The following is a 19,161-nucleotide window of genomic DNA, read 5'->3' on the forward strand; positions in this document are numbered from 1 at the left end:
GCCGTGACCTGAGCCGCTGGACCACTGCTGAACCACCGGGTCCGGTCAGTGGATGGGTCGGCCAGGCCGACACCGGCGGCACAGCATGCGCGGGCTCAGACAGCCAGACGCTTGCGGCCCTTGGCGCGACGGGCGTTGATCACAGCACGGCCACCACGGGTCTTCATGCGAACGAGAAAGCCGTGGGTGCGGGCGCGTTTGATTTTGGAAGGCTGGTAGGTGCGTTTCATGATGGCTCGGTAAAAATCGGGGAAACCCGCAATTATCGCAAAGAAACCCGATGTGCGGCAAGCACTTGGCGGCATTTCTCGCCGCGCCACCTCAGCATCGGGCAATTCCGGGAACCCCGACCGGGGGTCCGGCGCGCCTTGTGGATAAGTCGCCGGCCGCACTACAATGCCCGGTCCGCCCCGAGTCATTTGTCCACAACAACAGCGCAACCGCCATCTCCAGCATGATCGAGGGCACACCCCCAGCCACCCTGTCCACCGACGTCCAGTCCCTCTGGCAGACCTGCGTGGACCGGCTGGCCCGGGAAATCCCCGAACAGCAGTTCAACACCTGGATCCGCCCGCTCTCGGGCATGGTGTCCGAAGACGGAGCCAAGGTGGTGGTGGCGGTGGGCAACCGCTTCAAACTCGACTGGATCCGGGCCCAGTACGCGGCCCGCATCACCGCGCTGCTGGAGGCCGTTCAAGGCTCTCCTGTGACGCTGGAGTTGGCGCTTGCTCCGCGCGAAGGCCCCAGCCGCACGTCGCCGGCGCCGCGGACGGTGCAGGAACAGGTGCTGGCCGAGCTGCCCGATCTGGCGCCCACCGAGGCCGTGAGCCCCAACGCCCCCAAGACCCGGCTCAACCCGGCGCTGACGTTCGGCACCCTGGTCGAAGGTTCGGCCAACCGCATGGCGCGCGCCGCCGCCATGCACGTGGCCGGCAGCCTGGGCCAGCTCTACAACCCGCTGTTCATCTACGGCGGCGTCGGCCTGGGCAAGACCCACCTGGTGCACGCCATCGGCAACCATTTGCTGGCCGACCGTCCACAGGCCAAAGTTCTCTACATCCACGCCGAGCAGTTTGTGTCGGATGTGGTCAAGGCTTATCAGCGCAAGACCTTCGACGAGTTCAAGGAGCGTTACCACTCGCTGGACCTGCTGCTGATCGACGACGTGCAGTTCTTCGCCAACAAGGAGCGCACGCAGGAAGAGTTCTTCAATGCCTTCGAGGCCTTGCTGGCGCGCAAGTCGCACATCGTCCTGACCAGCGACACCTACCCCAAGGGCCTGGCCGACATCCACGAGCGCCTGGTTTCGCGCTTCGATTCGGGCCTCACGGTCGCCATCGAGCCGCCCGAGCTGGAAATGCGGGTGGCGATCCTGATCAACAAGGCCGCGGTGGAAAACGCCGTGATGCCCGAGGAAGTGGCGTTTTTCGTGGCCAAGAACGTGCGCTCCAACGTGCGCGAGCTCGAAGGCGCGCTGCGCAAGATCCTGGCCTACAGCCGCTTCAACCAGAAGGAAATCTCGATCCAGCTCGCGCGCGACGCGCTCAAGGACCTGCTGTCGATCCAGAACCGGCAGATCAGCGTGGAGAACATCCAGAAGACCGTGGCCGACTATTACAAGATCAAGGTCGCGGACATGTATTCCAAGAAGCGGCCGGCCAGCATCGCCCGCCCGCGCCAGATCGCCATGTTCCTGGCCAAGGAGCTGACCCAGAAAAGCCTGCCCGAAATCGGCGAGCTGTTTGGCGGGCGCGACCACACCACGGTGCTGCACGCGGTGCGCAAGATCGGCGCCGAACGGCAGCAGAACACCGAGCTCAACCAGCAATTGCACGTGCTGGAACAGACCCTCAAGGGATGAGCCCCGTGATGCCCGGCCCGGTCCAACGCACCCCCTGCCACAGGGCGCCGCGCATGCGCGGAACGTTTTGCCGTCTGCGTTTGCAAAACGGTGAAAATAGAACGGTTTGGCCCCCGGCCGGCTTTCACGGGACGCCACCAGAGAGCGCCAACGGCGAGCGCACCCAGCCAACCAGAGACGAAAGAGTCTGACATGATCGTTTTGAAATCGACCCAGGACAAAGTATTGGCTGCACTGCAGTCGGTCGCGGGCATCGTGGAACGCCGCCACACCCTGCCGATCCTGGCCAACGTGCTGCTGCGCAAGACCGGCTCGGCCGTGCAGCTGACCACCAGCGACCTGGAAATCCAGATCCGCACCACGGCGCAGCTCGACGGCGACGACGGCAATTTCGCGACCACCCTGGGCGCGCGCAAGCTAATCGACATCCTGCGCACCATGCCGGCCGATCAGTCGGTCAGCCTGGAGTCCAGCGCCGGCAAGCTGGTCCTGAAAGGCGGCAAGAGCCGCTTCACGCTGCAAAGCATGCCGGCCGAGGATTTCCCGCTGGTGCAGGAATCTGCCAGTTTCGGCCCGGTGTTCAGCGTGCCGCAGAAGACGCTGAAGAGCCTGCTGGGCCAGGTGTCGTTCGCCATGGCGGTGCACGACATCCGTTATTACCTCAACGGCATTCTGTTCGTGGCCGAGGGCCAGCAGCTCAGCCTGGTGGCGACCGACGGCCACCGCCTGGCGTTCGCCAGCGCCACGCTGGACGTGGAGGTGCCGAAACAGGAAGTGATCCTGCCGCGCAAGACGGTGCTGGAGCTGCAGCGCCTGCTCTCCGACAAGGAAGGCGCGATCGAGATGCAGTTCGCGGCCAACCAGGCCAGGTTCAGCTTTGACGGCATGGAGTTCGTCACCAAACTGGTCGAGGGCAAGTTCCCCGACTACAACCGCGTGATCCCGAAGAACCACAAGAACATCGTCACCCTGGGCCGCGCGCCGCTGCTGGCCTCGCTGCAGCGCACCGCGATCATGACGAGCGAGAAGTTCAAGGGTGTGCGCCTGAACATCGAGCCCGGCGTGCTGCGTGTGGCGTCGAGCAACGCCGAGCAGGAAGAGGCCGTGGACGAACTCGACATCGACTACGGCGGCGACACGATCGAGATCGGTTTCAACGTGACCTACCTGATCGACGCGCTGCAGAACATGAGCCAGGAAATGGTTCGCATCGAACTGTCCGACGGCAACAGCTCGGCTCTGATCACCAACCCCGATGACAACGCCTTCAAATACGTTGTCATGCCGATGAGGATTTGACCCCTCGGAACATGGACGCCCCCTGCAGCGCCTGCGGCGCTACCCCCCACTGGGGGGCGCCAGCAGCGGACCGGCAAAGCCGGATCCACGCTGGCCTGGACGGGAGCCCGTCATGCCGCCACCTTTGTCCGACCCGCACTTTGCGGGTTTGGCGTTTCTAGAAGTCAGAGAGATTCACCATGTCCGAAGCCAACCAGCCCGCAGAACCCGGAACCGATGCCGTCCACACCGGTGAGGCAGGGTCCGCCAGCTCCAACTTCCAGCCCACCATCGACGCCCACCAGGCCGGTGCGAGCGAAGGCTATGGCGAAGGCGCGATCCAGATCCTCGAAGGCCTGGAAGCGGTGCGCAAACGCCCTGGCATGTACATCGGCGACACTTCCGACGGCACCGGCCTGCACCACCTGGTGTTCGAGGTGGTCGACAACTCGATCGACGAGGCCCTGGCCGGCCACTGCGACGACATCGTGGTCACCATCCACAGCGACAACTCGATCTCCGTGGTGGACAACGGCCGCGGCATCCCCACCGGCGTGAAGATGGACGACAAGCACGAGCCCAAGCGCTCGGCCGCCGAGATCGCGCTGACCGAGCTGCATGCCGGCGGCAAGTTCAACCAGAACTCGTACAAGGTCTCGGGCGGCCTGCACGGCGTGGGCGTGTCCTGCGTGAACGCCCTGAGCCAGTGGCTGCGCCTGACCGTGCGCCGCGAAGGCAAGGTGCACCAGATCGAGTTCGCGCGCGGCTTCGTGCAGAACCGCATCGTCGAGCAGAACGCCGACGGCGTCGAGATCTCGCCGATGAAGGTGAGCGGCGACACCGAGAAGCGCGGCACCGAGGTGCACTTCCTGCCCGACTACGAGATCTTCCGCGAGAACGCCGACTTCCACTACGAAATCCTCAGCAAGCGCCTGCGCGAACTGAGCTTCCTGAACAACGGCGTGCGCATCCGCCTGAAAGACGAGCGCAGCGGCAAGGAAGACGACTTCTCCGGCGCCGGTGGCGTCAAGGGCTTCGTCGACTTCATCAACAAGGGCAAGACGGTCCTGCACCCCAACGTGTTCCACGCGCTGGGCGACCGCGCGAGCGACCAGGGCACCAACATCGGCGTCGAGGTGGCCATGCAGTGGAACAGCGGCTACAACGAGCAGGTGCTGTGCTTCACCAACAACATCCCGCAGCGCGACGGCGGCACCCACCTGACCGGCCTGCGCGCGGCGATGACGCGCGTGATCAACAAGTACATCGAAGAAAACGAGTTCGCCAAGAAGGCCAAGGTGGAAGTCACCGGCGACGACATGCGCGAAGGCCTGTGCTGCGTGCTCAGCGTGAAGGTGCCCGAGCCCAAGTTCAGCAGCCAGACCAAGGACAAGCTGGTGTCCAGCGAGGTGCGCGGCCCGGTGGAAGACATCGTCAGCCGCCTGCTCAGCGACTACCTGCAGGAGCGCCCGAACGACGCCAAGATCATCTGCGGGAAGATCGTCGAGGCCGCCCGCGCCCGCGAGGCCGCGCGCAAGGCGCGCGAGATGACGCGCCGCAAAGGCGTGCTCGACGGCATGGGCCTGCCCGGCAAGCTGGCCGACTGCCAGGAGAAGGACCCGGCACTCTGCGAGATCTACATCGTCGAGGGCGACTCCGCCGGTGGCTCCGCCAAGCAGGGCCGAGACCGGAAGTTCCAGGCCATCCTGCCGCTGCGCGGCAAGATCCTGAACGTGGAAAAGGCGCGCTACGAAAAGCTGCTCACCTCCAACGAAATCCTCACCCTCATCACCGCCCTGGGCACCGGCATCGGCAAGGCCGGCGTTGAAGGCGGCAACGGTGGCACCGGCGCGGACGACTTCAACGTCGCCAAGCTGCGCTACCACCGCATCATCATCATGACCGACGCCGACGTGGACGGCGCGCACATCCGCACCCTGCTGCTGACCTTCTTCTACCGCCAGATGCCCGAGCTGGTGGAGCGCGGCCACATCTACATCGCGCAGCCGCCGCTCTACAAGGTGAAGGCCGGCAAGGAAGAGCTGTACCTGAAAGACGCCCCGGCGCTCGACGGCTTCCTGCTGCGCATCGCCCTGAAGGACGCGAAAGTGGCCACCGGCGGCGCCACCAACACGGTGCTCGAAGGCGACACCCTGGGCGAACTCGCGCGCAAGCACCAGGTGGCCGAGAGCGTGATCGCCCGCCTGTCCAACTTCATGGATGCCGAGGCCCTGCGCGCCATCGCCGACGGCGTGAGCATCAACCTCGACAGCGTGGAACAGGCCGAAGCCAGCGCCGTCGCGCTGCAGGACAAGCTGCGCGAACTCACCACCACCGGCGTGCCCGCCGAAGTGACGGCCGAGTTCGACGCGCGCAGCGACAAACCGGTGCTGCGCATCAGCCGCCGCCACCACGGCAACATCAAGAGCAGCGTGCTCACGCAGGACTTCGTGCACGGCGCCGACTACGCCGCCCTGGCCATCGCGGCCGAGACCTTCCGCGGCCTGCTCGGCGACGGCGCCAAGGTCATGCGCGGCGAAGGCGACAAACAGAAGGAAGAGAAAGTGGCGGACTTCCGCGTCGCCATGCGCTGGCTCATCAGCGAAGCCGAGCGCACCACCAGCCGCCAGCGCTACAAAGGCCTGGGCGAGATGAACCCCGCCCAGCTCTGGGAAACCACCATGGACCCAACCGTGCGCCGCCTGCTGCGCGTGCAGATCGACGACGCGATCGAAGCCGACCGCGTGTTCACCATGCTGATGGGCGACGAGGTGGAACCACGGCGCGATTTCATCGAGACCAACGCCTTGCGGGCGGGGAATATCGACGTGTGATTTCGAAAATTCGACACTTCAGGTATGCGTTACTGGTGGGTTAACCAGAACCAGACATACCGACACGAGGTGCCGGGAGGTTACCTGTGGTCCCCAAAGGCGAAAACGAACGGACAGGTCAACCCGTTCTATGAGTTCATGCGTGAGGTCTCGCCTGGGGACGTGATTTTTTCCTTTTGCGATACGAACATTCAAGCGATTGGTATCGCCAAATCGAACGCCTACGAGGCACCAAAACCGCTTGAGTTTGGAAGCGTTGGCGCCTACTGGGAAAAGATCGGGTGGCGCGTCGATGTGCGTTTTGTCGAACTGAAAAATGTCATTCGACCCATGAATGAGATGGATCGGCTTCGCCCATATCTACCGGTCAGGTACTCACCGCTGCGCCCCAATGGTCATGGTCAGCAAAATATCTACTTGACTGAAGTTCCTGAGCTCTTGGCATCACGACTTGTTGATCTGATTGGCGGTGAAGCAAGGGGGATCATTCAAGCTTGGAGCGCATCAGAGCAGGGGCTCAATGAGCTGTACAGCGGACAGTTGGCTTGGGAAGAACATCAAGTTAAAAATATCTTGACTGATGTCAAGATCGCCGAAACAGAAAAACACGCCATTGTCATGGCGCGCCGAGGGCAAGGACTGTTCCGATCGAGAGTCGCTCAAATTGAGAGGCGCTGTCGGCTGACGGGCGTTTCAAATCCCGAGTATCTGCGGGCAAGCCATACAAAGCCTTGGCGAGATGCAAGCAACGAGGAGAGGCTTGACGGCGAAAACGGTTTCTTGCTCACGCCAGATGCGGATTTACTCTTTGACCGGGGATTTCTCTCGTTCAAGAGCAACGGGGATGTTATGGTGTCCCCCGTGGCCGATCGCAGTGCGATGGCCAAGATGGGAATCTCGTCGAACATGCTCGAGAACGTTGGGCAATTTTCAACAGGCCAAGGTCAATACCTAGAGTTCCACCGAGACATGGTTTTCCTCAAGGCAAACGTGAAGCGGTAGTTTCGGACTCTTTGTCGCCGTTGCGGCGGAACGCCTTTTCCCGCCCTACAACGTCTCCCGCTGCTCAAACCCAGCGGCTCCCTTGATGGGTTCCGCATGCGTTACCACCACCCCATCCACCCGAGCCCCCACCGGCCCACTCTGCGCCCAATCGACAAGCGCCTGCACAGCGTCAACAGGCCCGCAGGCCACGGCTTCCACGCTGCCGTCGCGCCGGTTGCGCACCCAGCCCGTGAGGCCCAGGCGCTGGGCTTCCTCGGTCATGCTCCAGCGGTAACCCACGCCCTGCACGCGGCCGGTGATGCGCAGGTGGCGGGTGAGGGTGGTGTCGGGTGGGTTGGGGCTCATGTTCGCATCGGGGGGCACGCCGGGCGCGGGCCGGCTGCCCGCTGGTGTGGGTGATTGTCCCCCGGGGCCGGGCCCCCATGCTGCATCAAGACTGGAGCACCCACTGGGCCTGGCCTTGGCCGTCGAGCGTGCCGACGGCGGTGCAGGTCTGCAGTGGTACGCCCAGCGGGACTTTGCCCTGGGCGAGTGGACCCAGCAGTTTGCAGGGGTCGTGCTGAAAGTGCACGGTCTGCGGGGGTGGCTCGTCGGTTCGTGCGCGCTGGAGTTCGAGGTGAGCGCGCTCGAAGCCGACCACCTCGTGCAGGTACTTCGAATGCGTGGGCTGCGCCAGGAGGAAGTCGCAGAACTCGATCGCTTCGGGCAGGAAATAGAAGCTGCGCGGCGGATGCAACGCCCAGAACCGGGCGACGGCGGTGTGGAGCCGGGGGCCCTGCAGCAAGGCGCAGGTCAGCGGCAGCAAGGCCCGCAGCTTGCCAAACCGGAACCCCTTGTGGAGCGTGTGATTGATGTCCAGGCCGGGGCTGGCCGCGATGTGCCACAGGCGCTGGCGCTCGCGCGCGTCAAGGTCCGCATCGACGGGAAAGCCGCTGGCTTGCACACGTTGGCAGAACGCGGGGTCGATGACGAGCTGGGCCATGAGGCTCTGGAAGGTGGCGGCGCTCACTGGACGACCCCCTCCGTGCTGCGCACCGCGGGGCTGAGCGCCTTCGGAACGGCCGGTCGGCGGGCGGCCATGGGCTTGGCCGCGGCGCGAGGGGGACGCGGGCTCTGGCATTGTTGCCACAGCTGTCTGAGGCGGCGCAGATCGGCGCGCACGCGCTGTTCACCCACCACCTCGAACCAGGAGCCGAAGAGCTCGAAGACCACGGCGCCGACGTTCGGGCAGCGGGGAAGCACGTGTTCGAGCAGGGCCCACACCGGGTCGGCCACGGCGCCGCTGTGGGCGTCGAGGTAGAAGCCGTCGAGCACCATGCCGTCGGCCACGTGGATCTCGCCCACCTGGCGCAGGTCGAGTTCGTCGACGAACGCGACGGCGTCGAAGCCGTGGTTGACGGCGTTGGTGTAGACGTTGTGCAGGTCGAGCAGCAGGCCGCAGCCGCACTGGTGGCACAGCGCGTTGAGGAAACGGGCTTCGTCCATCTCGGCATCCGGGATGTCGAAGTAATAGACGTTGTTTTCCAGCAGGAAGGGGGTGGGCACAGCGGCCTTGACCCGTGCGACGCGTGGCTTGAGCCGATCGAGCGTGGCCTGGTCGCGCGGCAGGGGCAGGGTGATCCCGACATTGACGGCATCGCCGCCGTGGTCAGCGATGTGGAAAGCCAGGTGGTCGCTGTGCCAGGGGAAGCGCATGCGCTGGTACCAGCGCTGCAGCTGGGCCAGGTGCTGCGCGTCGAAATGGGTGGCGCTTCCGATGGACATGCCGATGCCATGTGGGATCACGGGCAGGGTGCGGGCCACGCCATCGAGCCAGGCGAGGTGTTCGGTGTCGTCGAGGTAGCGCGGGCACTGGCCCGGGCCGAGGTCGGTCCAGAGGATGTCCGGAACGACCTCGACCATGTCGAAGTCGCCGCCAGGCTGTTCGATCAGGCCTTTGAGCGGGGCCTGGAAGGCCACGCCCACGCCGAGCTTGGGCAAGGCTTGCATGGCAGCTCCCCGGCGCTCAGCGGAAACGGCCGTTGACGATGTCTTCGAAGACAAACCGGTCCAGCCCCGAGAGGCAGGGCCGGCAACCCTTGATGCCCGGGAGTTCGGGGATGGTGAGGGTCTGCTTGAGCACATCGACGATCTTGTCGAAGGGCATGTCGCTGGGCAGCGCGACGCGCAGCTCGCGCACCTGGGGGACTTTCTTGCTGGGACGGACGGCAGTCTGTGTGACCATGGGGTTCTCCTGCGGGTTGAGGTCGGGCCGCTCCGGGCTGGGGCGGCTGGTGCATGCTGGAGCCGCCACCGGGCAACGTCATCCCTTGCCTTGATGAACGCGGGCCGTTTGCGCCCCTCCCATGGGGGACGCCGCACGGCGCTCCCTCCACCGGCAGCCGAGTCCGCTTTCCATGTCGCCGGCGCACCGTCCCGGCGCACGCAGCCCCGCGCTGGTGGCGGCGATGGCGAACAGCTCGTACAGGCCGACGTCGACGATCCGGCGGCGGATGCCTTGCAGGCCCAGGCACGCCGTCATGCCCGCACCCGCGCCGGGTGACCCTCGGCCCGCAGCGCCGTGGCCCTGTTTTCGGGCGCGATCATGCGGGCGCGGCCAACCTGGAGATAGCGGTGTGTCATGCGGTCAGGCCCAGGAAGCTGTCGAGGATGTGGAAGTGGTCGTCGTGGAAGCGGTCTTCCATCGCGGCGAGCTCGCCGATGGGCACCCAGGCGGCGGACAACGCGTCGTCACTGCCGCTCACCTCGGGCAGGCGGCGCGCGCCCAGATCGAAGTGGTGGGCGTGGGTGATGACGCGGCCGCGCTGGCTGCGGTCCGGGTGGTCGAACACCTGCACGCCTTTGAGCGCGTGGGCGATGTCGCCGGGCAGCAGGTGCAAGCCGGTTTCTTCCTGCAGTTCGCGCAGGGCCGACTGGTAGACCGTCTCGCGCTGTTCCAGAAAGCCGCCGGGCAGCGCGTACAGGCCCTTGCCGGGCGCGCGGCCGCGCACGATGAGCAGCACGTGGCCCGCGCATTCGATCAGCGCGTCCACGGTGACGAAAACGGGCGGGTAGGGCGCGCGGGCCCAGAGGGCGCGTTCGCTGCGCAGGCTGGCCCACTCGGCCGCGAGCTCGCGGTAGCAGGGCAGCTGTGCCCAGGCGCGCAGGAAGCCGAGCGTGGACGGCGGCGCCTGGCTGACCAGGGCCGCGAGCGCGGGCTCCAGCGGCTGGCCGGCGGCGCCGAAGAAGGCGTCGCGCAAGGTGCTGGAGTGCATGTCGCCCTGGCTGCCCACGTCGTCGAGCAGCCAGCCGGGGAAATCGCTCAGGTACTCGCTGGTGGCGTCCTTGCGGTGGCCCACGAGCACGGTCTGGCCCGCGGGCAAGTCGCCCAGTTGCGCCCGCACGCCCTGGCGCACCGCGGCGACCCAGCGCCGTCCATCGAAGTAATCGCGCACGGGAACGAAGCCCACGCGCTCGGCCTCGTCGTTCGACAAGGCCAGCCGGATCATCTCGACGCGCTCTTGCCAGGTGAACGGGTTCTTGGGCGTGCGCGCCTGGAACGCGGAGCCGATGACGATGACCACGCGCGGCGCGAGCAACAAGGCGCGGTGGATGACGGCGAGCTGGCCGTGGTGCAGGCCCTGGAAGCGGCCGATGCAGACGGCGCCGGTGAATTTGTGTTCGGTGGCGTTCATGGTGTTCAGAAGTGTTGTGCGGCGATGGGCATCTGACGGCCCGAGCCAAAGGCGCGGGCCCGCACGCGGATGACGGGCGGGGCCTGGCGGCGTTTGTACTCGCTGCGCGCAACCATTCGGCGGATGCGGTCCACCAGCGCGGCGCCGTCGGGCCGGTGCACGAGCCGAGCCACAAAGGCCTCGACCTGTTCGCGTTCCTCGTGGACCAGGCCGTGGCCTTCGATCAGGTGTTTGAGCACTTCGTCGAGCACCTCGTAGGGCGGCAGGCTGTCGGTGTCGCGCTGGTCGGGCGCGAGCTCGGCCGAAGGGGGCTTCTCGATGATGGCGCGCGGGATGATCTCGCGGCCCGCGGCCTCATTCAGGTGGCGCGCGAGCGCGAACACCTCGGTCTTGTAGAGGTCGCCGATGAGGCCGAGGCCGCCGTTGGTGTCGCCATACAGCGTGCAGTAACCGACCGACATCTCCGACTTGTTGCCGGTGGTGAGCAGCAGGTGGCCCCAGGTGTTGGAATATTCCATGAGGATGGTGCCGCGGATGCGGGCCTGCAGGTTCTCCAGCGCCAGGCCTTGCAGCGGCGCGCCGAAGGCGGCTTCAAAACCGGCGCTGTAGCCCTGCACCAGATCGGCGATCGGGTGGCGAAACAGGCGCACGCCGAGGCCGTCGCACAGGGTCTGCGAGTCGTCCACCGAACCGGCCGACGAGAACACCGAGGGCATGGTGATGGCGGTCACGCGCTCGGGGCCAAAGGCTTGCGCCGCCAGCGCAAGAGTGATGGCCGAGTCGATGCCGCCGGAGGAGCCGACCACCGCCTGCGTGAAGCCGCAGCGGCGCGCGTAGTCGCGCAGGCCGAGCACGATCTGCTGGCGGTAGAAGGCCATGGTGGGCAGGCCGTCGGCGGGCACGGCGGGCAGGGGTTCGCCGTCGGCGGCCTTGAAGCCGTGGGCGTCGATGCGCAGCGTGGTCACGTCTTCCTCAAAGCGGCGCGCTTCGAACACCACGCCCGCCTTCGGATCCACGGCGAAGGACGCGCCGTCATACACCAGCTGGTCGTGGCCACCGACCTGGTTCACGTACAGGATGGGCAGGTGGTTGCGGTGGCTGGCCGCGGCGAAGATCTGGTGGCGCTGCTCGCGCTTGCCGATGTGGGAGGGGCTGGCGTTGATGGAGATCACCACGTCGGGCGCGGCATCGCGCAGGCGGTCGAACGGGTTGACGGCGTAGGCGCTGCCGTCGTCGTTCCAGCCGTCTTCGCAGATCAGGAAGCCCACCTGCGCGGTACCGATGCGCAGCACCTTGGCCACGTCGGGGCCGGGCTCGAAGTGGCGGCGCTCGTTGAAGATGTTGTAGGTGGGCAGCAGCTGCTTGGCGTATTCGAGCAGCACCTCGCCGCCGCGCAACACGCGCAAGACGTTGCGCAGCGGCTTGCCCGGGCCGGCGTGCGCCGCGGGCAGACCCACCACCCAGTGCAGCGCGGGCATCTGGCGCGAGGCCTGGAGCAGGGCCGCGAAGCCGGCGGCCACTCGGGCCATGAAGTGAGGTTCGTCGAGCAGGTCGCCGGGGTAGTAGCCAGTGAGCGAGAGCTCGGAGAACACGACCAGGTCGGCCGCATCGTCACGCGCGCGTTGTGCGGCAGCGATCATCTTGCGCACGTTGCCGTCCATGTCGCCGATGGTGACGTTGAGCTGGGCGAGGGTGATTTTGATCATGCGGCCTCCTGGAGGGTGGGCACCTTGAACACCTGGCGCAGGTAGGCGAGAAAGGTCTGGTCGTCGCACAGGGTCTTGCCCGGCGAGTCGGAGAGCTTGGCCACCGGCTGGCCGTTGGCGCTGGTGAGCTTCATCACGATGTTGAGCGGCGTGAGGCCGACGTCGTTGCTCAGGTGGGTGCCGATGCCGAAGCCGAGCTGCGTGCGGTTGCCCAGCGCGTGGTAGAGCGCGAGCGCGCTGTCGATGGTGAGGCCGTCGGAGAACACGAGGCGCTTGGTATGCGGATCGATGCGCAGCTTCTGGTAGTGGTCCAGCGCCTTGTTCGCCCACACCAGCGGGTCGCCCGAGTCGTGGCGCAGGCCGTCGAAGAGCTTGGCGAAATAGAGGTCGAAGTCCGCGAGAAAGGCGTCCATGCCGACCACGTCGGTCAGCGCGATGCCGAGGTCGCCCCGGTATTCCTGGACCCAGTCTTCGAGCGCGGCTTTCTGGAAGTCGCGCAGGCGCACGCCCAGCGCCTGGTAGGTCTGCAGGTACTCGTGGGCCATGGTGCCGATGGGCACCAGGCCCAGATCGCGCGCCAGCAAGACGTTGGACGTGCCCTTGAAGAACTGCGGCACCTGGGCCTGGAACGCGGCCACGACCTCGCGCTGCCAGCGGCGCGAGAAGCGGCGGCGCACGCCGAAATCGAACAGCTCGAAGGGGTGGCGCAACGCGGGCTCGTTCCCCAGGTCTTTGAGCCGCTGGATCTTGGCCTGCAGGCGCAAACGCCCTTCGGCTTCGGCCGCGGCACGGTCGAAGCGGCGGAAGTAGAGCTCGTTGACGATGGCAAGCACGAAGATCTCGAACGCCATGACGTGCACCTGCGGGCCGCGCGCCACGATGCGCAGGGCATCGCCTTCGGCGCGCGCGTCGATGAAGTTGCGCTGGAAACGGAAGATGCGCAGGAAGTCGACGAAGTCGCTCTTGATGTAGCGCAGGCCGCCGATGTAGGCCAGCTCGTCTTCGCGGAAGCCGAGCGCGCACAGGGCGTCGAGCTCGGCGTTCACTTGGGGCAGCAGCTCGGCCAGCGGGTAGGTGGGCGGGTTGCGGCAGACGAAGCTGTATTCGGCCTGCGTCTGCGGGAAGCGGTGCAGCATGGTCTGCCACATCGTGAACTTGTAGAGGTCGGTGTCCAGCAGGCTGGTGATGACGGGTTCCATGAAGGCTCCTGATGCGGTGCCTGTCAGGCGTTGGCCTGAAGCAGGGGAAGGACTTGGGCGCAGGTGGCCAGGCGCGCGCCCTGGCGCTGCATGTCGTCGAGAAAGGCCTGGGCCTGTGTCTCGAAACCGGTCACCGGGCTCATGGCGTCGGTGAGCAGCAGCAGCTTGCCCAGCTGGCGCGAGGGCAGGTGCAACGCGATGTGCTCGGTGGTGGCCTTGACGCAGTGGCTGCTGGCTTCGCCCGCGATGACGATGAGGTCGGCCTCGTCCAGCTGCGCGATGAGGTCGCGGTTGAGCTGCGTGTCGGGGTCGGCAGCGTCGGGCACCTCGGCCTGCAGGGCGCTGTAGTGCTCGGTCCAGGGGTTCGTTCCCTTGGTGACCTTCTGCACCACGCCCAGGCGCTGGTCCTCCCAGCGGTTGTAGGCGGCCTTGACGGCAGGGTGCACGTTGTGGCCCCAGCTGCCGATCTCGCAGTGCACCGGCCACACCATGAGCGTGTAGCGGCCGGCCTGCTCCAGCGCGTCGAGGTAGGCGAGCGTGCGGGGCAGCGCAGCGGGGTTCCGCGGCGCATAGTTGCCAGCGCGCACCTGCGCGGCGGTGATGGCGGTGAAGGGGCTCACAGCCTCGCCCGCGCCGGTCTGCCAGAAAGTGGGGTGGGCGATGTCGTAGCGCTGGTGCGAATCGAACGTGACCACGATGCTGGAGAGGCCGGCGCCACCCGCGTCGATGAGCTCGGCCAGGCGTTGCATGTCGGCGTGGGCGCCGCTGACCGGGAGCGCGGGCGCGGCGGCGACGTTGCGCACTGGGTCAATACCGCGCCAGGCTTCGGGCAGGTCGCAGAAGTCGTTTTGCGGGTCGATGATCAGCAGGGCGATCTGGCGGTTCATGGGGTCCTCCTGGGTCGATGGTAGGGGAAATGGAAGGTTCTGGACTTTGAGTTGTACTGTACAACTTATATGGGTTGTATAGTACAACTCCATCAAACGGTGTCAAGACATGTCCAACCCGCGTGTGGTTTTCAAGGCAACGGACTTCGAGCGGCCTCTGGTCACGGTCGACGTGGTCATCTTCACGGTGATCGCCGATCAACTCAGCGTGTTGCTGGTGCGCCGCCCCGAGGGCGATGGCGAGCCCTTCCCGGCGCGCTGGGCGCTGCCTGGCGGCTTCGTGGATGTGGACCGCGACGCCTCGCTGCTGGCCTGCGCCGAGCGCAAGCTGCGCGACAAGACCGGCGTGGCCACGCCCTACCTGGAGCAGCTGGGCAGTTGGGGCGACGCGCGGCGCGACCCGCGCGGCTGGTCCACCACGCACGCGTATTTCGCGCTGATCGCACAGCCGGACACCGACCACGGTGGGCCCCTCACCACCGAGTGGCTGCCCTGCGACCCCGCCGCGCGCAGACGCCTGGCCTTTGACCACAACACCATCCTGAACACCGCCATCGAGCGCCTGCGCAGCAAGGTGGAATACACCTCGCTGCCCGCCTTCCTGCTGCCCGAGCCGTTCACGCTGCCGCAGCTGCAACGGGTGTACGAGGTGGTGCTGGGCCGGCCGCTGGACAAGAGCGCGTTCCGCAAACGCATGCTGGATGCGGACTACCTGGAAGAAGCCGGCATGGTCACCGGCGACCACGGCCGCCCGGCCATGGGCTACCGCCTGCGCGAGCGCGACCACGCCACGGTGTTCCCGCGCACGTTCAAGTCGGGGGAGTGAGTCAGCCTCAGGCGCTGACCGCCCGCGCCAGCGCCTGGTCGATGTCCCAAAGGATGTCGTCGATGTGCTCCAGCCCCACCGAGATGCGCACCATGTCGGGCGGCACGCCGGCCGCCAGCTGCTGGGCCGCGTCGAGCTGGCGGTGGGTGGTGCTGGCGGGGTGGCTGATGAGGGTGCGGGTGTCGCCGATGTTGACGAGGTGGCTCATGAACTGCGCGCTCTCGATGAACTTCACGCCCTGCTCCAGCCCGCCTTTCACACCAAAAGCGAGCAGGCCGGAGGCGCCGCGCATCTGCCTTTTCATGAGGTCGTGCTGCGGGTGGTCGCTCAGGCCGGGGTAGTTGACCCAGCCCACGCGTGGGTCGTCTTTCAGGTACTGCGCCACGGCGAGCGCGTTGCTGCAATGGCGCTCCATGCGCAGCGGCAGCGTCTCCACGCCCTGCAGGATCTGCCAGGCGCTGGTGGGTGAGAGCGCTGCGCCGAAGACACGCAGGCCTTCCATGCGGCAGCGCATGGTGAAGCCGAAGTCGCCAAAGGTCTCGTAGAACCTCACGCCGTGGTAGCCCGGGCTGGGCTCGGTCATGCCGGGGAACTTGCCGTTGTCCCAGGGGAAGCGGCCGCTTTCGACCACCACGCCGCCGAGCGTGGTGCCGTGGCCAGCGAGGTATTTGGTGGCGCTGTGCACCACGATGTCGGCGCCGTGTTTCAGCGGGTTGCACAGGAAGGGGCTGGGCACGGTGTTGTCCACGATCAGCGGCAGACCGTGGGCGTGGGCGATGTCGGCCACGGCCGCGATGTCAAGCACGACCATGCTCGGGTTGCCCAGCGTTTCGGCGAACACGGCGCGCGTGTTGGGGCGGATGGCGGCGGCGAACGCGTCGGGGCTGGTCGCGTCGACGAAGCTGGTTTCGATGCCGAACTTCTTGAGGTTCACCGCGAGCATGGTCACGCTGCCGCCGTAGAGCGCGCCGGCCGCCACCACGTGGTCGCCGGCCTGCAGGATGGTCATGAGCGCGAGCGCTTCGGCCGCCATGCCGCTGGCGGTGGCCACGGCCGCGCGGCCGCCCTCCAGCGCGGCCACGCGCTCTTCGAACGCCGCCACCGTGGGGTTGGACAGGCGCGAGTAGACGTTGCCGAAGGTCTGCAGGTTGAACAGGCTGGCGGCGTGTTCGGCGCTGTCGAAGACGAAGCTGCTGGTCTGGTAGATCGGCAGGGCGCGCGCGCCGGTGGCGGCGTCGGGGATCTGGCCGGCGTGGATGGCGAGGGTTTCGGGCTGGAAGCGGCGGTCGGCCATGTCGGCAATCCTCAAACGGGGCGCTTGGCCGAAATGACCTGCGTGTTCACGCCGGCCCAGTGGAGCCCACCGAAGAGGCGCGCGTGTTCGATCTTGACGCAGCGGTCCCAGATCGAATCCATGCCCGCCGCGGTGGCGATGCGGTCGGCTTCCTCGCTCTTGAGGCCCAGCTGCTGCCACAGCGTCCTGGCGCCGATGGCGACGGCGCTGCGCGCGATCGCCGGGATCTCTTCTTCCTTACGGAACACGTCCACCATGTCCACCGGAAACGGAATGTCTTCCAGCCGCGCATAGCTCTTCTCGCCCAGGATGGCGGGATAGCGCGGGTTCACCGGCACGATGCGGTAGCCGTGTTCCTGCAGGTACTTGGCGGCGAAGTGGCTGGGCCGGTGCCATTCGGCCGAGAGGCCGACCACGGCAACGGTGTGGTCGCGCGCGAGGATGCGGCGCAGGGTGGGGATGTCGTCTTGCATGGTCACACACAATACCGGCATGGCGACCGAACGCAAGGCCCTGCCTGTCATCAACAAGACCCGCTGCACCGGCTGCGGTTGGTGCGTGGCGGTGTGCCCGCCGCATGTGCTGTCGCTGGAGGTGGAGCACTGGAAGAAGTTTTCTCAGCTGCACGACGGGCCCGGCTGCACCGGCTGCGCGAAGTGCGCGGTGAGGTGCCCGTTTGATGCGATTGAGATGGTTCGAACCAGCGCCCAGGACTAACGGGGCGTCCAGGCGACGCGCCAACAGCTCGCCCCCTGCCGCAGCACCTCGGCCGTCACCGGCAGAAAGCGCTGGATCACCTCCAGGTTGGTGCGCGTGTGCTCCGTCACCTCGCTGCAGGTGTAGGCCGCCGCCTGAGCGCTGCGGTGCACCGCCAGCGCCCAGGGCAAGGCCAGCTGATCGGCGAGGTAAGGCCCCGCCGCCGCCGTGCTGCCCTGGTAGGCCCTGATCTGCCGCAGCAGCTGGCTGGCCACCTGCTCCGAGCTCACCGACTTTTCGCCGAAGCTGGTGAACACCTCGGTCACGTGCTCAAACGCCAGCGTCGCGATCAACGCATTGCCCGGGCCCTCGTTCTGCCGCACGTTGGGCACGCGCAGCTGCTCGTCCGGCCAGCCCAGCGCGTCCTTCAACAAGGACAGTTCGCGCTCGGCCACGCGGCGCGGCACCGCCGCCACCAGCGACTCGGCCAGGGGCTCGCCCACCGCACCGCGCTCCAGCAGGTCGAACGGCCGCAACCCACCGGCCGCAGGCTCAATGGCCGCCAGCATCTCGCCGCCGCCAGCGGGGTAGAAGCCGTGGCGGCGCAGCGTTGCCCCCACCTTCACGCCCAGACGCGCGAGTTGCGGCAGAAACGCCCGCTCAATGAAATGAAAGTTGGGCGCCAGCGGGTTGTGCGTGCCACCCGAGAGCTTGAGCTGGCTCGGCGCGCCGGCCAGCATCAGCGCGGGCAAGACCGTCTGCAACACCAGCAGGCAACTGCCGGCCGAGCCGATGGCAAACGCGTGTTCGCCGGGGCGCAGCGCGCCCGGTTCGAACACCAGCGCCTGCGAACCCAGCTCGGCGCCGCTCACCTGTGCGCCACACACCGCCTGCGCCGCCAGCACGCAGGCCAGGTGCTGGCGCATCAAACCGGGCTTGGGGCGCCTGGCGCGGATGTGCTCGATGCGCACCGGCTGGCCGGTGATCATGGAGAGCGACAGGCTGGTGCGCAGGATTTGGCCACCGCCTTCGCCGGTGGAGCCGTCGATGGTCAACATGCCACGCCCTCCCGCGCCTCGGGGTCGCACCGCAGCACGGTGTCGAACAACAGCCCGTCCAGCGGCGCATGGCCCGGCACGGGCAGCGCCTGCACCGGTTCCACGGCATTGCGCTCCAGCTCGGCCTCGATGAAAGCGTGGATGCCCGGCCAGCGCGGGCTGGTCGCGGACTCGCCGGCACGCATCTTCACCTCCAGCAGCGCGTTGATCTCGGCGATCAGCGCGGCGTCTGCGGTGGCATGCAAGGTGCGCTGCGCCAGTTCGGCAAAGCGCATGGGCGGCACGCCGGGCTGCTCACGAATCCAGCGCGCGGCCAGCAGCGGGCGCAGCACGTAGAGGTATTTCTTGTAGCGCACCTCGTCGGCCTGCAGGTGTTCACGGAAGTTCTTCTTCGCCATCGAGCTGTAGTGGTGCCAGCCCTTGGCGTTGGAGAACACCCGCTCGGCCAGCGCGCGAAAGCGGCTCATCGGCTCACCCTCTTCGCGGTACACGATGGGCGAACGCAGCCACTCCAGCAGCGTGGGGTTGGACTCGCGCATCAGCCCCAGCGCCTTGCGCAGGTCCCAGCCGTTGATGTCCAGGTCGCCACTGATCGGCAGCTCAATCACATCGCGCCCCGGCGCCACCGTGAGGTACCACGGCAGGCGGTTCACGTAGATGAAACGCACGTCGTAGTCGCTGTCGGGCGACGCAAAACCCCAGCCCCGGCTGCCCGACTCGCAGGCGAACAGGATGGTGACGTTGTGCTGCGCTTCGATGGCGCGCAGGTGCGCCATGACCTGCTCGCGCATGTGTGGCTCAACCGGATGGGTTGAACGCAAGAACTCTTCAAAAACCAATTCT

The 19,161-nt window shown here is 66.7% G+C and carries 19 protein-coding genes; 6 read left to right on the top strand and 13 right to left on the bottom strand.

What is annotated here, in order from left to right:
• Positions 1-95: 95 nt before the first annotated feature.
• Positions 96-230 carry a 50S ribosomal protein L34 gene (gene rpmH, locus KIH07_RS03450; protein WP_066096666.1) on the bottom strand — a complete coding sequence of 45 codons (135 nt, stop codon included), beginning with the start codon at positions 228-230 and terminating at the stop codon, positions 96-98.
• A gap of 224 nt (positions 231-454) precedes the next feature.
• On the opposite strand from rpmH, the gene dnaA reads away from it, so the two are divergent.
• From dnaA to KIH07_RS03470, 4 genes are all read left to right on the top strand, one after another.
• Entirely contained in the window at positions 455-1,861 is a 1,407-nt protein-coding gene (gene dnaA, locus KIH07_RS03455) for a chromosomal replication initiator protein DnaA (protein ID WP_226490635.1), read from the top strand.
• Between the two features lie 192 nt (positions 1,862-2,053).
• Entirely contained in the window at positions 2,054-3,160 is a 1,107-nt protein-coding gene (dnaN, locus tag KIH07_RS03460) for a DNA polymerase III subunit beta (RefSeq protein ID WP_226490636.1), read from the top strand.
• Between the two features lie 179 nt (positions 3,161-3,339).
• On the top strand, positions 3,340-5,973 hold the full coding sequence (gyrB, locus tag KIH07_RS03465) for a DNA topoisomerase (ATP-hydrolyzing) subunit B (protein WP_226490637.1): 2,634 nt from the start codon (positions 3,340-3,342) through the stop codon (positions 5,971-5,973).
• Between the two features lie 24 nt (positions 5,974-5,997).
• Entirely contained in the window at positions 5,998-6,975 is a 978-nt protein-coding gene (locus KIH07_RS03470; protein WP_226490638.1) for an HNH endonuclease, read from the top strand.
• A 45-nt stretch (positions 6,976-7,020) separates the two neighbouring features.
• Here KIH07_RS03470 and KIH07_RS03475 read toward each other — a convergent pair whose 3' ends face one another.
• From KIH07_RS03475 to KIH07_RS03510, 8 genes are all read right to left on the bottom strand, one after another.
• Positions 7,021-7,323, bottom strand: coding sequence for an acylphosphatase (locus KIH07_RS03475; RefSeq protein WP_226490639.1), 303 nt, complete (start codon positions 7,321-7,323; stop codon positions 7,021-7,023).
• A gap of 85 nt (positions 7,324-7,408) precedes the next feature.
• A complete protein-coding gene (locus tag KIH07_RS03480) occupies positions 7,409-7,987 on the bottom strand; it encodes a hypothetical protein (protein ID WP_226490640.1) in 579 nt (192 codons plus the stop codon).
• Positions 7,984-8,967 carry a DUF692 domain-containing protein gene (locus KIH07_RS03485; protein ID WP_226490641.1) on the bottom strand — a complete coding sequence of 328 codons (984 nt, stop codon included), beginning with the start codon at positions 8,965-8,967 and terminating at the stop codon, positions 7,984-7,986. The genes KIH07_RS03480 and KIH07_RS03485 overlap by 4 nt, the downstream gene beginning before the upstream one ends.
• A 16-nt stretch (positions 8,968-8,983) precedes the next feature.
• Positions 8,984-9,202 carry a hypothetical protein gene (locus tag KIH07_RS03490; protein ID WP_226490642.1) on the bottom strand — a complete coding sequence of 73 codons (219 nt, stop codon included), beginning with the start codon at positions 9,200-9,202 and terminating at the stop codon, positions 8,984-8,986.
• A 394-nt stretch (positions 9,203-9,596) separates the two neighbouring features.
• Positions 9,597-10,652, bottom strand: a complete 1,056-nt coding sequence (locus tag KIH07_RS03495) for a bifunctional nicotinamide-nucleotide adenylyltransferase/Nudix hydroxylase (RefSeq protein WP_226490643.1) — start codon at positions 10,650-10,652, stop codon at positions 9,597-9,599.
• A 5-nt stretch (positions 10,653-10,657) separates the two neighbouring features.
• Positions 10,658-12,358, bottom strand: coding sequence for an NAD+ synthase (locus KIH07_RS03500; RefSeq protein WP_226490644.1), 1,701 nt, complete (start codon positions 12,356-12,358; stop codon positions 10,658-10,660).
• Positions 12,355-13,557, bottom strand: a complete 1,203-nt coding sequence (gene pncB / locus KIH07_RS03505; RefSeq protein WP_226490645.1) for a nicotinate phosphoribosyltransferase — start codon at positions 13,555-13,557, stop codon at positions 12,355-12,357. The genes KIH07_RS03500 and pncB overlap by 4 nt, the downstream gene beginning before the upstream one ends.
• Before the next feature lie 23 nt (positions 13,558-13,580).
• Positions 13,581-14,444, bottom strand: a complete 864-nt coding sequence (locus KIH07_RS03510; RefSeq protein ID WP_226490646.1) for a cysteine hydrolase — start codon at positions 14,442-14,444, stop codon at positions 13,581-13,583.
• 109 nt (positions 14,445-14,553) lie between these two features.
• Between KIH07_RS03510 and KIH07_RS03515 the strand changes: the two genes are divergently transcribed.
• Entirely contained in the window at positions 14,554-15,270 is a 717-nt protein-coding gene (locus KIH07_RS03515; protein ID WP_226490647.1) for an NUDIX hydrolase, read from the top strand.
• Positions 15,271-15,277: 7 nt separating this feature from the next.
• Here KIH07_RS03515 and KIH07_RS03520 read toward each other — a convergent pair whose 3' ends face one another.
• A complete protein-coding gene (locus KIH07_RS03520; protein ID WP_226490648.1) occupies positions 15,278-16,564 on the bottom strand; it encodes an O-acetylhomoserine aminocarboxypropyltransferase/cysteine synthase family protein in 1,287 nt (428 codons plus the stop codon).
• An 11-nt stretch (positions 16,565-16,575) separates the two neighbouring features.
• Entirely contained in the window at positions 16,576-17,037 is a 462-nt protein-coding gene (locus tag KIH07_RS03525; protein WP_226490649.1) for a CoA-binding protein, read from the bottom strand.
• Positions 17,038-17,056: 19 nt separating this feature from the next.
• On the opposite strand from KIH07_RS03525, the gene KIH07_RS03530 reads away from it, so the two are divergent.
• The gene (locus tag KIH07_RS03530; protein ID WP_226494613.1) at positions 17,057-17,281 is read left to right on the top strand and encodes a 4Fe-4S binding protein; all 225 of its coding nucleotides are present in this window, start codon (positions 17,057-17,059) and stop codon (positions 17,279-17,281) included.
• On the opposite strand, the gene rtcA is transcribed toward KIH07_RS03530, so the two are convergent.
• Together rtcA and KIH07_RS03540 are read right to left on the bottom strand one after the other, a co-directional pair.
• Entirely contained in the window at positions 17,278-18,318 is a 1,041-nt protein-coding gene (rtcA, locus tag KIH07_RS03535) for an RNA 3'-terminal phosphate cyclase (protein WP_226490650.1), read from the bottom strand. The genes KIH07_RS03530 and rtcA overlap by 4 nt on opposite strands.
• A complete protein-coding gene (locus tag KIH07_RS03540) occupies positions 18,312-19,109 on the bottom strand; it encodes a nucleotidyltransferase domain-containing protein (protein WP_413465696.1) in 798 nt (265 codons plus the stop codon). Before KIH07_RS03540 ends, rtcA begins: the two co-directional genes overlap by 7 nt.
• Positions 19,110-19,161 lie beyond the last annotated feature (52 nt).

It is taken from the genome of Hydrogenophaga taeniospiralis, assembly GCF_020510445.1.
Lineage (GTDB): Bacteria > Pseudomonadota > Gammaproteobacteria > Burkholderiales > Burkholderiaceae_C > Hydrogenophaga.

Excerpts from the sequence above, each read along its gene's own strand:
- rpmH (WP_066096666.1), bottom strand. The coding sequence starts at position 230 with ATGAAACGCACCTACCAGCCTTCCAAAATCAAACGCGCCCGCACCCAC.
- dnaA (WP_226490635.1), top strand. The coding sequence starts at position 455 with ATGATCGAGGGCACACCCCCAGCCACCCTGTCCACCGACGTCCAGTCC.
- dnaN (WP_226490636.1), top strand. The coding sequence starts at position 2,054 with ATGATCGTTTTGAAATCGACCCAGGACAAAGTATTGGCTGCACTGCAG.
- gyrB (WP_226490637.1), top strand. The coding sequence starts at position 3,340 with ATGTCCGAAGCCAACCAGCCCGCAGAACCCGGAACCGATGCCGTCCAC.
- KIH07_RS03470 (WP_226490638.1), top strand. The coding sequence starts at position 5,998 with ATGCGTTACTGGTGGGTTAACCAGAACCAGACATACCGACACGAGGTG.
- KIH07_RS03475 (WP_226490639.1), bottom strand. The coding sequence starts at position 7,323 with ATGAGCCCCAACCCACCCGACACCACCCTCACCCGCCACCTGCGCATC.
- KIH07_RS03485 (WP_226490641.1), bottom strand. The coding sequence starts at position 8,967 with ATGCAAGCCTTGCCCAAGCTCGGCGTGGGCGTGGCCTTCCAGGCCCCG.
- KIH07_RS03490 (WP_226490642.1), bottom strand. The coding sequence starts at position 9,202 with ATGGTCACACAGACTGCCGTCCGTCCCAGCAAGAAAGTCCCCCAGGTG.
- KIH07_RS03495 (WP_226490643.1), bottom strand. The coding sequence starts at position 10,652 with ATGAACGCCACCGAACACAAATTCACCGGCGCCGTCTGCATCGGCCGC.
- KIH07_RS03500 (WP_226490644.1), bottom strand. The coding sequence starts at position 12,358 with ATGATCAAAATCACCCTCGCCCAGCTCAACGTCACCATCGGCGACATG.
- pncB (WP_226490645.1), bottom strand. The coding sequence starts at position 13,557 with ATGGAACCCGTCATCACCAGCCTGCTGGACACCGACCTCTACAAGTTC.
- KIH07_RS03510 (WP_226490646.1), bottom strand. The coding sequence starts at position 14,444 with ATGAACCGCCAGATCGCCCTGCTGATCATCGACCCGCAAAACGACTTC.
- KIH07_RS03515 (WP_226490647.1), top strand. The coding sequence starts at position 14,554 with ATGTCCAACCCGCGTGTGGTTTTCAAGGCAACGGACTTCGAGCGGCCT.
- KIH07_RS03520 (WP_226490648.1), bottom strand. The coding sequence starts at position 16,564 with ATGGCCGACCGCCGCTTCCAGCCCGAAACCCTCGCCATCCACGCCGGC.
- KIH07_RS03525 (WP_226490649.1), bottom strand. The coding sequence starts at position 17,037 with ATGCAAGACGACATCCCCACCCTGCGCCGCATCCTCGCGCGCGACCAC.
- KIH07_RS03530 (WP_226494613.1), top strand. The coding sequence starts at position 17,057 with ATGGCGACCGAACGCAAGGCCCTGCCTGTCATCAACAAGACCCGCTGC.
- rtcA (WP_226490650.1), bottom strand. The coding sequence starts at position 18,318 with ATGTTGACCATCGACGGCTCCACCGGCGAAGGCGGTGGCCAAATCCTG.
- KIH07_RS03540 (WP_413465696.1), bottom strand. The coding sequence starts at position 19,109 with ATGCGCGAGCAGGTCATGGCGCACCTGCGCGCCATCGAAGCGCAGCAC.